This window comes from Rhodococcus triatomae, from assembly GCF_014217785.1.
Lineage (GTDB): Bacteria > Actinomycetota > Actinomycetes > Mycobacteriales > Mycobacteriaceae > Rhodococcus_F > Rhodococcus_F triatomae.
In genome coordinates this window covers 3,967,950-3,980,370 of the sequence record NZ_CP048814.1, presented here as the reverse complement: position 1 = coordinate 3,980,370, position 12,421 = coordinate 3,967,950, and the positions used below count along the sequence as shown (strand labels likewise).

Here is a 12,421-nt window from a genome sequence, read left to right as displayed (position 1 = left end):
ACGGCGTGGCTCCCGCATCGTCGTCGCTGTGCAGAGTCACGAGCATCACAAATCCCTATCGGCGAGAGTGAACTTATGACCGCTCCGCTGGCAGCAGACGACGAGTCGCAGCGAGTGTCTCTTTGAAGCCGGTGACGACCAAGGAATCAGAACCGCGTTCTCCTGCTCGATCCACAGAGTGCACAACATCGTCTGGCAGGTCCCCGATAGTCGGTCCGGTCGGTTCTAGAGCCGGTTCCTACGTGCAGTCGATCAGTCGATCTCGCACGCCACGGGCTGGTGCTGGTGGGTGCATCCGGCAGCGTACTCGGCGGGGGTCTTGTAACCCAGTGCCGAATGCCGGTGTCGGTGATTGTGGTCGTCCTTGAAATCCTCGATCACCACGCGGGCCTCGAGCAAGGTGGGCCAATAGTTGCGATTGAGGCACTCGTCGCGCAGCCGGTTGTTGAAGGACTCGATGAACCCGTTGTTCCATGGCGTGCCCGGCGGAATGTAGGACACCCCCACCGACCCAGCACAGAAGGCTCGCAGGGCTTCTGAGATGAACTCAGGCCCATTGTCCATGCGAAGCACGAGCGGGGGCCCACCCCACATCGCGAACACCTTCTCCAAGCCCTCGATCAATCGATCTGCAGTGATCGAGCGGTCCACAATGTCCAACAACGACATCCGGGTGTGTTCGTCGACCATCGACGCGATCTTCACCGCCTTGCCGTCGACGGTCGAATCGAACTGGAAGTCCAATGCCCACACAACATTCGGAGCATCCGCGTCGACGACCGGAACGGAGGACCGGCCGGCACGCTTGCGGCGTGGAGCACGCCGCACCTGTAGTCCCTCCACCTTCCACAGGCGGTGCACCTTCTTCTTGTTCACCGCGACGCCCTGGTCGTAGCACAGCCACGCCCACGCCCGACGGAACCCGTGCCGTGGATGCTTGCAGGAATACCTGCGCAACTCTGCGCGCAGATCGGCATCCGGGTCGTCCGGTGTCTGCGCCAACGGCAGCCGTCGGTAAACCGATCGGGAGAGCCCAACAACCTTGCACGCGAACCGCTCCGACATCTGCAGGGTGCCGGTGAGCATGGTGATCGCGGCGCGTTTGGCGGTCGGGCTCAGAATTTTCCCTTGGCGATCTCCCGCAGCGCGTCCTTCTCCAACTCGGCATCGGCGAGCAACCGCTTGAGCCGGCTGTTCTGCTCCCGCAGTTCCTTGAGTTCTTTCGCGGCATCGGCGTCACTACCGGAGTACTGGCGACGCCAGTTGTACAGCGTTGCCGCCGACACCTCGAGCGCGGCGGCGATCTCCTCGCCGTTCTTGCCTTCCGCTGCCAACTCGTCGGCTCGGCGCAGCTTGCGCACGATGTCCTCTGCCGAGTGACGTTTGCGTCCCGCCATGATCTCTATCGTCCCTTCTTCGCCCTCACCAGGGCAATTAGGACTCTAGAACAACCCGGACCTACTCACAGGGGACACGCCACCCCCTTCTCGTCGTAATGGCGGAGCGCCTTCACGCTCAGCCCGGTCAAAGCTGCGAACTCACTGATTCCTAACATGACTCCAGCTTCTCGCCCCCCCGCAGGAGGGGCAACCCACTGAGAAATAAGCTCCGCCAGATGGTCGAGGTCGCACCGATAAGACAACATTCGTCTCCCATGCCTGAGATCCGGCACAGTGAAGATGGGCGATACCGAGGAGTAGTCAGCCTTCGACTTTCAGTACGTGAACGTGAATAGGACGAGCAGTTGAGCAGGGCCACGCGCGGGCCATCAGCTGTGATGACGAAACCTTCGCTTCATCGTGTGTCGCCCGTTAGGTGCCGCCCGAGTCGATCTAACGTTTTCGCTGGCAGACCGGGCAGAAGAAGCTCGAGCGGTTCATGAACTTCACCCGGCGGATCGCCGTGCCACAGCGCCGGCACGGCTCCTCTTCCCGACCGTAGGCATTCAGTGAACGCTCGAAGTACCCCGATTCGCCGTTCACGTTGACGTACAGCGAGTCGAACGACGTCCCGCCCTCGGAGAGTGCCTGCGTCATCACCTCGGTCGCGGAATCCAGCAGGCCACGCAGCGCCGGGCGGGACAGTCGATCACAGGGCTGATTGCCGTGGATTCGGCTGCGCCACAACGCCTCGTCGGCATAGATGTTGCCGATTCCCGAGACCACGGTCTGATCGAGCAGCGCACGTTTGATCTCGGTGTGCTTGCCCCGCAGAACCTGCGCCGCCGCACCGAGATCGAATCGCGGGTCCAGCGGGTCGCGGGCGATGTGCGCGACGGAATCGGGCACCTCGTCGCCGTCGACATCGACCAGGGGTGCCAGCGCCCATCCACCGAAGGTGCGTTGATCGATGAACCGGAGTTCCGATCCCGACGACAGTCGCGCACGGATGCGCAGGTGCTTCTCGTCGGTCGCGTCGAGGGGTTGCACCAGCATCTGCCCACTCATCCCGAGGTGCACGACGAGTGCGAGCGGATCGGCCTCCCCCACACCGACGTCGGAGACGACGAGCCAGAGGTATTTTCCGCGGCGACGCGCCTCGGTGACGGTCCTGCCGACGAGCTGTCCGCTCAGGTCGGAGGCACCGGGCAGATGCCGGCGCACCGCTCGCGGATGCAGGACGTCGAGTGCGTCGATGGTCGTGCCGACGAGATGCCGTTCGAGCCCGCGACGGACGACCTCGATCTCGGGAAGTTCAGGCACTGACGTCGTCGGTGACCGAACCCGCCGTTCCGGGTGGGACGTCGCCGGGCACCACGCCGTCCCCGGACAGGGTGTTCCAGGCGGTACTCGCGGCCTTCTGCTCGGCTTCCTTCTTCGACCTGCCGATACCGACACCCAAGGCGTTGCCACCGACGAGCACTGTCGCGGTGAACTCCTTGTCGTGGTCCGGGCCGGTCGCGGTGATCTCGTAGGCCGGGACGCCGATGCCGCGCTCGGCGGTCAACTCCTGCAGGCTGGTCTTCCAGTCCAGGCCAGCGCCCAGCCGAGGGGCGGTCTGGAGCAGATCGCTGAACAGGTCGAGCACCACACGGCGAGCGGTGTCGATTCCGTGCTCGAGGTGGATCGCGCCGAGGAGGGACTCCATCCCGTCGGCGAGAATGCTCGGCTTGTCGCGGCCGCCGGTCATCTCCTCGCCCTTGCCGAGCAGGAGGTGAGCACCCAGGCCGCCGTCGCCGAGGGTGCGAGCGACACCGGCGAGGGCGTGCATGTTCACGATCGACGCCCGGATCTTCGCGAGGTCACCCTCGGAACGCTCCGGATGCGCCAGGTACAGCTTCTCGGTGACCGTCAGCCCGAGGACCGAGTCGCCGAGGAATTCGAGTCGTTCGTTGGTGGGCAGGCCACCGTGCTCGTACGCGTACGAGCGATGGGTGAGCGCCAGCGTCAGTAGCGACGGCTCGAGGTCCACACCGAGAGCGGCGAGGAGGGTCGAATGATCCTCCCCGCCGTCGGGGGTCGTGCTGGTCTCGCTCGTCACTGCGCGAATCCGTCCGAATCGATCAGACTGCTGCAGTGACCTGGCGGCCCCGGTAGGTGCCGCAGGACGGGCAGGCGACGTGCGGGAGGGTCTTCTCGCCGCAGCCACGGTTCGGGCAGGTGACGAGGGTGGGCGCAGTGGTCTTCCACTGGCTGCGACGCGACCGGGTGTTCGACCGCGACATTCTGCGCTTCGGGACAGCCACTTCTACTTCTCCTCGAACTCTGTGCCAGTACTGGCTTCGGTGTTCTCACGATTGGTGCCGGGACTCGGGTCCATGCCGAATTTGGCTGCAAGACCAGCCCAGCGAGGGTCAAGTATGTCATGACTGTGCTCGGAACCGGCAATCGCCAGGCGAATGCCACATTCGGAACACAGTCCGGGGCAGTTCTCACTGCAGAGCGGCTGCAGCGGGAGTGCCAAGCCCACGGCGTCGACGACCGCCGGCTCGAGGTCGACGTGATCGTCCTCGACGATGTACACCTCGCCCTCGTCGGTGGTCGCCTCCGTGGTGCTGTCGGGATAGGCGAACAACTCGGTGAGGAAGATCTCCACGCCGTCGGTGAACGGTTCGAGGCAGCGGGAGCACTCCCCGGACACGGGCGCAGACACCGGGCCGGTCACGAGGACACCCTCGGACACGGCTTCGAGCCTCAGGTCCATGTCCACGTCGGCGCCCTCGTCGACGGCGATCATGTCCAAGCCGATGCGCCTGGGCGCGGTGACGACTCGGTGCACCGCGCGCATCGAACCGGGACGACGGCCGACGGATGCCGTGTCCAGCACGAAGCCGGCGTCCCCGACGGGACGCGACGGACTGTGGTGACGGTGGGACAAATTTCTCACTCTCGGATCGCGGAGGACGGCACGCTGTTCGTGCCGTGGTCAACCACACCACGATACGCGATGTCGGGAACGGTGGCCAAGCGGGACGGCGAGAAGCGTCGCCCCTCACTCCGGTCCGATCGGCAGGCCCGGTGAGGCCGGCCGCTCAGCGCCGCCGGTCGGCGCGGTACGTCTCGTCGTAGTCGACGCCGTAGTCGGGCACCCCGGAACCGGTACGCAGTTGTTGACGGCCCCGGCCGACCGAGCGGATCGTCCCCGTGAGGAACTCCTCGAACTCGGCGAGCTTGGTGTCCACGTACAGATCGCACTCGGAACGGAGACGGTCGGACTCCGCGTGGGCGGAGTCGATGACTCGGGCCGATTCCGCGTGGGCGGCCTTGACCACTTCGGTCTCGGCGACCAGCCGCTGCTGCTCGGCGGTGCCGTCGGCGACCGACCGCTCGTAGGAAGCCTTGCCGGATTCGACCATCCGGTCGGCCTCGGCGCGGGCCCGACCGGTCACGCTCTCGTACTCACGCTGCGCGTCGGCGCGCAACCGCTCGGCCGCCTCGTCGGCGTCGGTCACCAGTTCGTCCGCGTGTGCTCGCGCCTCGGAGACCATCCGGTCCGCCTGCGCCTTCGCGTCCGCGAGCATCCTGTCCGCGTCCTCGCGAGCGTTCTCGATCGTGTCCTGAGCCTGGTTGTCCGCGCCCGTGATCGTCTTCTCCGCGGTCGCCCGCGCGTCGCCGACCAGCTTGTCGCGGTGGTCCAGTACGTCCTGAGCGTCGTCGAGTTCACCGGGGATGGCGTCTCGCACGTCGTCGAGGAGTTCGAGCACGTCACCGCGAGGTACGACGCACCCCGCCGTCATGGGGACTCCGCGCGCCTCCTCCACGATCGCGACGAGTTCGTCCAGCGCCTCGAATACCCGGTACACAACCAACCCCATTCCTCGTGCCGTCGACCCGGTGATGCCGTGACCTCGCACGCGTGGACATCACACACGTTGCGACGTCGAGGGCTCACCTGGGCCGCATCCGACCTACCCGATCAAGTGTGCAGCACATCCGCGGATACCGGGTGCGGCCGAGCCGGTGTGTCGGCCATCGGCCCGGTGACGCGGACGTCACAGTCCGGCCGCCCGGGAAGCCGGGTCAGGCCGACTCCGCGGCCCGCTCGGCGATCCGGTCCAACAGCCGCGTGTGCACTTCGGTGGGAAGCATGCCGGCGACATCGCCACCGAATGTGGCGACCTCCTTCACCAGCGAGCTCGACAGGTAGCTGTACGCGGGGTTGGTGGGGATGAAGAACGTGTCCACACCGCTGAGTTTCTGATTCATCTGCGCCATCTGGAGTTCGTAGTCGAAGTCGTTGGCGCCACGCAGGCCCTTGACGATCGCGGTGATCCCCTGCTGCTTCGCGTAGTCCACGAGCAGGCCGTGCCAGGAGGCGACCCGCACGCCCGGCAGATGAGCCGTCGCCTCCTCGAGCATCCCGATCCGCTCGTCGACCGTGAACAGCCCCTTCTTGCTCTTGTTCACCATCACGGTGACGACGACGTCGTCGAACTGCGCAGCGGCCCTGGAGATCACGTCCAGATGGCCATTGGTGACGGGGTCGAACGATCCGGGGCAGAGGGCGCCTGTCATGGCTGAAGACCGTAGCAGGTGGCCAGGTCGATCCGAGTCTCTCCGTACTTCTTGCTCTTGACCGCTTCGAAGTGCTCCGGCCATTGCGTCTCGGGCGATCTCGAGGATCGCTCGACGACCACGACGGTGCCCTCCCCCACCCAGCGACCGACCACGAGATCGTCGAGGACGGCCCGCACGGCGTCGTCGGACACCGCGTAGGGCGGATCGGCGAGGACCACGTCGTACTCGCGGTCCGCGGCGCCGCCGACCACGGTGGCCACCGGCGCCTGGCGAACCTCCACACCGGGAAGTCCCACGGTGGTCACGTTCTCACGGATCACCGCGCATGCCTTCGCATCGGACTCGACGAGCAGCACGTGTCCGGCGCCGCGCGACAGAGCCTCGAGCCCCAGCGCACCGGAACCCGCATACAGGTCCAGCACCGCGGCACCCTCCAGGTCCAGCCGGCTCTCCAGGGAACTGAACAGCGCCTCACGCACGCGGTCGGACGTGGGCCGGGTGCCGCTCGGCGGGACGCGCAGGCGGCGTCCTCCCGCGCGTCCGGCGACGATCCGGGTCATGCGGCCACCTCAGCCGAGGACGGCGAGGAGGTCTCCGCCTTCGACCTGGGAGGTCGCGGCGACGGCCAGGCGGGTGACGGTGCCGGCGACGGGGGCGGTGATCGCTGCCTCCATCTTCATGGCCTCGATGGTGGCGACGGTGTCGCCGGCCTCGACCCGGTCTCCTTCGCCGACGACGAGGGTGACCGCGCCCGCGAACGGTGCCGCGACGTGGCCGGGGGTGTTCTTGTCGGCCTTCTCCGCGGCCGGTACTTCCGAGGCGACGGAGCGGTCACGGACCGCGACCGGGCGTAGCTGCCCGTTGAGGATGCACATCACGGTGCGGTAGCCGCGTTCGTCCGGCTCGGAGATCGCCTCGAGACCGATGAGCAACTCGACGCCCTTGCCGAGGCGCACCCGGTGTTCCTCCCCGCGCCGGAGCCCGTAGAAGAACTGGTTCGCCGACAGCTCGGAGGTGTCGCCGTACGTGTCGCGGTGCGCGAGGAACTCGCGGGTCGGTGCGGGGAACAGCAGCCGGTTGAGCGCGCCGCGTCGCTGCGCGGACGTTCCGGCCAGTTCCTTCTCGTCCTCGGGGGTGAGTTCGGTTTCGGGCTTGGGTGCGCCACGGCCTTCGAGGGCGCGGGTGCGGAACGGTTCCGGCCAGCCTCCCGGCGGGGTACCCAACTCGCCACGCAGGAACCCGATCACCGAATCCGGGATATCGAAACGCGCCGGATCAGCCGCGAAATCACCCGGATCGGTCCCGGTACCCACCAGAGACAACGCGAGATCACCGACCACCTTGCTCGACGGGGTCACCTTCACCAACCGACCCAACATCCGGTCCGCCGCCGCATAATTGGCCTCGACCGTCTCGAACCGATCCCCCAACCCCAACGCGATCGCCTGCTGCCGCAAATTCGACAACTGACCACCCGGAATCTCATGCGTGTACACCCGCCCCGTCGGAGCCGGCAACCCCGACTCGAACGGCGCATACACCTTCCGCAACGCCTCCCAATACGGCTCCAGATCACACACCGCCTGCACATCCAGACCCGTGTCGAATTCACTGTGCGCCGCCGCCGCCACGATCGCCGACAACGCCGGCTGACTCGTCGTCCCCGCCAACGGAGCCGACGCACCGTCCACCGCATCCGCCCCCGCCTGCCACGCCGCCAGATACGTCGCCAACTGACCACCCGGAGTGTCATGGGTATGCACATGCACCGGCACATCGAAATTGGCGCGCAGCGCCGTCACCAACGTCGCCGCCGCCGGAGCCCGCAACAACCCCGCCATGTCCTTGATGGCCAGCACATGCGCACCCGCATCGACGATCCGCTCCGCCAGACGCAGGTAGTAGTCGAGGGTGTACAGATCCTCCGCCGGGTTCGACAGATCCCCCGTATACGACAGCGCCACCTCCGCCAGCGCCGTCCCCGTCTCCCGCACCGCATCGATCGCCGGACGCATCTGATCCACGTTGTTGAGCGCATCGAAAATCCGGAAGATATCGATCCCCGACGCCGTCGCCTCCCGCACGAACGCAGCCGTCACCGCCTCCGGATACGGCGTGTACCCCACCGTGTTCCGACCACGAAGCAGCATTTGCAGGTTGATGTTCGGGACAGCCTCGCGCAGTGCGGCGAGCCGTTCCCACGGATCTTCATGGAGGAACCGCAGCGCCACATCGTAGGTCGCTCCGCCCCAGGCTTCGATCGACAGCAGTTGTGGTGTCATCCGGGCGACGTGCCCGGCGACGGTGAGCAGATCCTTGCTGCGCACTCGGGTGGCGAGCAGTGACTGGTGCGCGTCACGGAACGTCGTGTCGGTGACGGCCAGAGCCTTCTGCTCCCGCAATGCCGTGGCGAAGCCTTCCGGCCCGAGCGCCAGCAGCCGCTGGCGGGACCCGTCCGGCGCGGGCGCGGACAGATCGATGTCCGGCAGCTTGTCGTGCGGGTAGACGGTGGTGGGGCGGTTGCCATGTGGCTTGTTGACCGTGACGTCCGCGAGATAATTCAGGATCTTCGTCCCCCGATCCCCGGACGAACGCGCCGTGAGCAACCCCGGCCGCTCCTCGATGAACGAGGTCGTCACCCGCCCCGCCCGGAAATCCGGATCATCGAGCACCGCTTGCAGGAACGGGATATTCGTCGACACACCGCGAATACGAAACTCCGTCACCGCACGCCGCGCGCGGGCGGCCGCCGCGTCGAGGTCACGGCCCCGGCAGGTGAGCTTGACCAACATCGAATCGAAGTGCCCCGACACCTCGGCGCCGACAGAGGTGCCGCCGTCCAGACGCACGCCCGCACCACCCGGAGTGCGATACCCCGTGATTCGCCCCGTATCCGGGCGGAATCCGTTGGCGGGATCCTCGGTGGTGATGCGGCACTGCAACGCCGCACCATGGAGCCGGATCGAGTCCTGGCTCAACCCCAACTCGTCCAGACGCGCCCCCGCCGCGATCTGAAGCTGCGCCTGCACCACATCCACATCGGTGATCTCCTCGGTCACCGTGTGCTCGACCTGCACCCGTGGATTCATCTCGATGAACACATGGTTTCCGCGCTCGTCGACGAGGAACTCCACCGTTCCCGCGCACTGGTAGCCGATCTCCCGCGCGAACGCCACCGCATCCGCACACATCCGCTCCCGCAACACCGGATCCAGATTCGGAGCCGGCGCCAACTCGATCACCTTCTGATGCCGCCGCTGCACCGAACAATCCCGCTCGAACAAATGAATCACGTTCCCGTGAGTATCCGCCAGGATCTGCACCTCGATATGCCGAGGATTGACCACCGCCTGCTCCAGAAACACCGTCGGGTCACCGAACGCCGCGTCCGCCTCCCGTGACGCGGCTTCGATCGCCTCCCGCAACAACCCCGGCTCGGCCACCCGCCGCATCCCGCGGCCACCGCCGCCGGCGACCGCCTTCACGAACACCGGGAACTGCATCGACGCCGACGCCGCCACCAACTCGTCCACATCCGCCGACGGCTCGCTCGACGCCAACACCGGCAGGCCGGCGGCGCGTGCGGCGGCGATCGCTCGCGCCTTGTTCCCCGTCAACTCCAAAATCTGCGCGGACGGACCCACGAACGTGATCCCCGCCTCCGCACAGGCGGCCGCCAGGTCCGGGTTCTCCGACAGGAACCCATACCCCGGATACACCGCGTCGGCACCGGCCGATTTCGCGGCGTCGACGATCTCCGCCACCGACAGATACGCCCGAACCGGATGCCCCTCCACCCCGATCTGGTACGCCTCGTCCGCCTTCAACCTGTGCAGAGAGTTGCGGTCCTCAAACGGAAACACCGCGACCGTTCCGGCGCCCAACTCATAGGCAGCACGAAACGCGCGAATAGCGATCTCACCACGATTGGCAACAAGAACCTTGGAGAACATTTGAGCAACGTACCTTGCTGCCTGTCCCGATCCGGAAACACCGTCCCAGCATGCAAGACGTCCTATCGACGCTCACAATCGGCTCTGACCTGCGGTGCGATGATCGAAACGGCCGCGCAATCTCACCGTGCGAGGCTGCCTCGGAGCGTCGACGGTCTGGACCGATACAGCACCTTCTCCCTCCCGCGACCCCGCCGGTCGGCCGACGTGGAGAGGCCGGATCAGGTCTTCTCGAGGTACTCGATCCGGTCCGTGTCCAGAGCGGCGGAGACCATACCCGCGAGCCCGGGATGCGCACTCAGATTCGGGTCCGCGGAGACGACGCGGTCGGCGTACTCGGCGGCCGCCGCGATGACGTCCTCGTGCGCGAGCAGCGACAGCAGCCGCAGCGTGGTGCTGGTCCCGGACTGGGCGGCGCCGAGGATGTCGCCTTCGCGGCGGGTGGCCAAGTCCAGTTGGGCGAGCTCGAACCCGTCGTTGGTCGAGGCGACGTTCGACAGACGCGTGTACGCCGGACTGCCGGGATTCATCTGGGTGACGAGGATGCACAGCCCCTGGTGCGCGCCGCGACCCACCCGTCCGCGCAGCTGGTGCAGCTGACTGACACCGAACCGGTCCGCGTCGACGATGACCATGACGGTCGCGTTGGGGACGTCCACGCCGACTTCCACCACCGTCGTGCAGACCAGGACGTCGATGTCTCCCGCGGTGAACTCCCCCATCACCGCGTCCTTCTCGTCGGCGGGGAGCCGCCCGTGCAGCAGACCCACCCTCAGGTCCGGGAGCAGTTCGGTACGCAGCTGCTCGTGCAGATCGACAGCGGAGACGGTGTTCTGCTCCGGAGTCTGCTCGGTGCCCGCCCCCGGCGCCGCGTCGTCACCGTCGCCCTTCTCTCCGTCGCCGATCCGCGAGCACACCACATAGGCCTGGCGGCCGTCGGCGACCTCCTCGCGGATCCGCTCCCACGCCCGGGCCACCCACCCCGGCTTCTGACTCGCCGGAACGACGCTGCTCTTGATCGGGCTGCGCCCGCGTGGCAGTTGGCGGAGTGTCGAGACGTCGAGATCACCGAGAACGGTCATCGCGATGGTGCGGGGAATGGGCGTGGCCGTCATGACCAGCAGGTGCGGGCTCACTCCCGGTCGTGCCCGCGACCGCAGCCGGTCTCGCTGTTCGACCCCGAACCGGTGCTGTTCGTCCACGACGACCATGCCCAGATCGAAGAACTCGACGTTGTCCTGGATGAGCGCGTGGGTACCGATCACGATGCCCGCCTCCCCACTGACGATCTCGAGCATCGCGGCACGTTTGGCGGGGACGGACATGGAACCGGTGAGCAGGGTCAGCCGCGTGGCGTTCTCGTCGGCGCCCAATTCTCCCGCCGTCGCCAGGTCACCGAGCATCGCCCGCAGCGACCGCGCGTGCTGTGTCGCCAGCACCTCGGTGGGGGCGAGCAGTGCGCACTGGTGACCGGCATCGACGACCTGCAGCATGGCGCGGAGAGCGACGATGGTCTTACCGGAGCCGACCTCGCCCTGCAGCAGCCGGCTCATGGGGTGTGCCACGGACAGATCGCCCGAGATCTCGCCCGCCACCTCGAGCTGGCCGTCGGTGAGATCGAACGGCAGTCGCGCGTCGAATGCCTCGGCGATCCCCCCGGTGCGTGGCGCGCACACCGGCGCGACCCGCGCATCGTTGTCCCGGCGCCGCCGGGCGAGAACAAGTTGCAGGGCGAGAGCCTCGTCGAACCGCAGCCGTTCCTCGGCCTCGGCGACGTCCTCGCGGCTGCTCGGCAGGTGGATCTTGCGCAGCGCCTCGCCCAGTCCCACAGATCCGCGCTCGGCTCGGAAGTCGTCGGGCAGCGGATCGTCGATCTCGTCGAGACGATCGAGTACGGCGCCGACGCACCCCATGATCGTCCAGCTCTCGACGGCGCGGGTCGCCGGGTAGATCGGGATGAGCGGACGATCGAACACGGACAGGTCGACGTCGGCGCCGGCACGGTGAGCGGCCCGGGCGATTCCCGCCAGATCTCCGGCACCACGCAGCCGGCCGGCCTCGAGGAACTTGTCCTCACTTCCCGCACCGGGCTCGGGCAGCACGAGATAGCTCGGATGAGTCAGACTCCACTTGCCGCGAAAGTACTTGACCGTTCCCGAGAACATCGCCCGCACACCGGGTTTGATGACATGGCCGACCTTCTGCGCGTTGAAGAAGGTGACGTCGACGGGTTGCACGTCGGTCGACAGCACCACTTTGAGCATGCTCCCGCGCCGACTCTTCATCCGCACGGTGTCGGCCTTCGTGACCCGGCCGATGATCGTGACGTGCTCGCCTTCCGGAGGCTCCTTCTCGGCGAGATCGCGTCCCTGTGAGGCATAGCGGTGCGGGTAGTGCCGAAGCAGGTCCTCGACCGTGTGCAGGTCGAGCACTTCCGCCAGCACCTCCGCCGTCGCCGAGTCGAAAACCTGTCCGAGAGGATCCGCGAGCGTGACCATCGTCGGTGTCCGT

At 66.9% G+C, this 12,421-nt stretch carries 11 protein-coding genes; all 11 read right to left on the bottom strand.

What is annotated here, in order from left to right; genetic code table 11:
- Nucleotides 1-252 precede the first annotated feature (252 nt).
- The 11 genes from G4H71_RS18940 to recG all read right to left on the bottom strand — a co-directional run bounded on the left by G4H71_RS18940 (nt 253) and on the right by recG (nt 12,408).
- Nucleotides 253-1,397 (bottom strand): IS3 family transposase gene (locus tag G4H71_RS18940; RefSeq protein WP_139278264.1). Its coding sequence is split into 2 segments (ribosomal slippage): nt 253-1,130 and nt 1,130-1,397, totalling 1,146 coding nucleotides; the frame shifts between segments, so codons are not numbered across the junction.
- 65 nt (nt 1,398-1,462) lie between these two features.
- Nucleotides 1,463-1,555 carry a MerR family DNA-binding transcriptional regulator gene (locus G4H71_RS22935; protein WP_221628897.1) on the bottom strand — a complete coding sequence of 31 codons (93 nt, stop codon included), beginning with the start codon at nt 1,553-1,555 and terminating at the stop codon, nt 1,463-1,465.
- Between the two features lie 277 nt (nt 1,556-1,832).
- Nucleotides 1,833-2,702 carry a bifunctional DNA-formamidopyrimidine glycosylase/DNA-(apurinic or apyrimidinic site) lyase gene (gene mutM, locus G4H71_RS18935; RefSeq protein ID WP_072740266.1) on the bottom strand — a complete coding sequence of 290 codons (870 nt, stop codon included), beginning with the start codon at nt 2,700-2,702 and terminating at the stop codon, nt 1,833-1,835.
- The gene (gene rnc / locus G4H71_RS18930) at nt 2,695-3,480 is read right to left on the bottom strand and encodes a ribonuclease III (protein WP_246441983.1); all 786 of its coding nucleotides are present in this window, start codon (nt 3,478-3,480) and stop codon (nt 2,695-2,697) included. The genes mutM and rnc overlap by 8 nt, the downstream gene beginning before the upstream one ends.
- Nucleotides 3,481-3,502: 22 nt before the next feature.
- Nucleotides 3,503-3,685 (bottom strand): 50S ribosomal protein L32, encoded by a 183-nt coding sequence (gene rpmF / locus G4H71_RS18925; RefSeq protein WP_072740267.1) that lies wholly within the window; start codon nt 3,683-3,685, stop codon nt 3,503-3,505.
- A gap of 2 nt (nt 3,686-3,687) precedes the next feature.
- Nucleotides 3,688-4,266 carry a YceD family protein gene (locus G4H71_RS18920; protein ID WP_072740283.1) on the bottom strand — a complete coding sequence of 193 codons (579 nt, stop codon included), beginning with the start codon at nt 4,264-4,266 and terminating at the stop codon, nt 3,688-3,690.
- Between the two features lie 205 nt (nt 4,267-4,471).
- Nucleotides 4,472-5,242 carry a DivIVA domain-containing protein gene (locus G4H71_RS18915; protein ID WP_072740268.1) on the bottom strand — a complete coding sequence of 257 codons (771 nt, stop codon included), beginning with the start codon at nt 5,240-5,242 and terminating at the stop codon, nt 4,472-4,474.
- Nucleotides 5,243-5,459: 217 nt separating this feature from the next.
- On the bottom strand, nt 5,460-5,954 hold the full coding sequence (coaD, locus tag G4H71_RS18910; RefSeq protein ID WP_072740269.1) for a pantetheine-phosphate adenylyltransferase: 495 nt from the start codon (nt 5,952-5,954) through the stop codon (nt 5,460-5,462).
- A complete protein-coding gene (gene rsmD, locus G4H71_RS18905; protein ID WP_072740270.1) occupies nt 5,951-6,517 on the bottom strand; it encodes a 16S rRNA (guanine(966)-N(2))-methyltransferase RsmD in 567 nt (188 codons plus the stop codon). Before rsmD ends, coaD begins: the two co-directional genes overlap by 4 nt.
- A 9-nt stretch (nt 6,518-6,526) precedes the next feature.
- Nucleotides 6,527-9,910: a pyruvate carboxylase gene (locus G4H71_RS18900; protein ID WP_072740271.1), complete on the bottom strand. Its 3,384-nt coding sequence runs from the start codon at nt 9,908-9,910 to the stop codon at nt 6,527-6,529.
- Nucleotides 9,911-10,131: 221 nt separating this feature from the next.
- The gene (gene recG, locus G4H71_RS18895; protein ID WP_072740272.1) at nt 10,132-12,408 is read right to left on the bottom strand and encodes an ATP-dependent DNA helicase RecG; all 2,277 of its coding nucleotides are present in this window, start codon (nt 12,406-12,408) and stop codon (nt 10,132-10,134) included.
- Nucleotides 12,409-12,421: the final 13 nt, after the last annotated feature.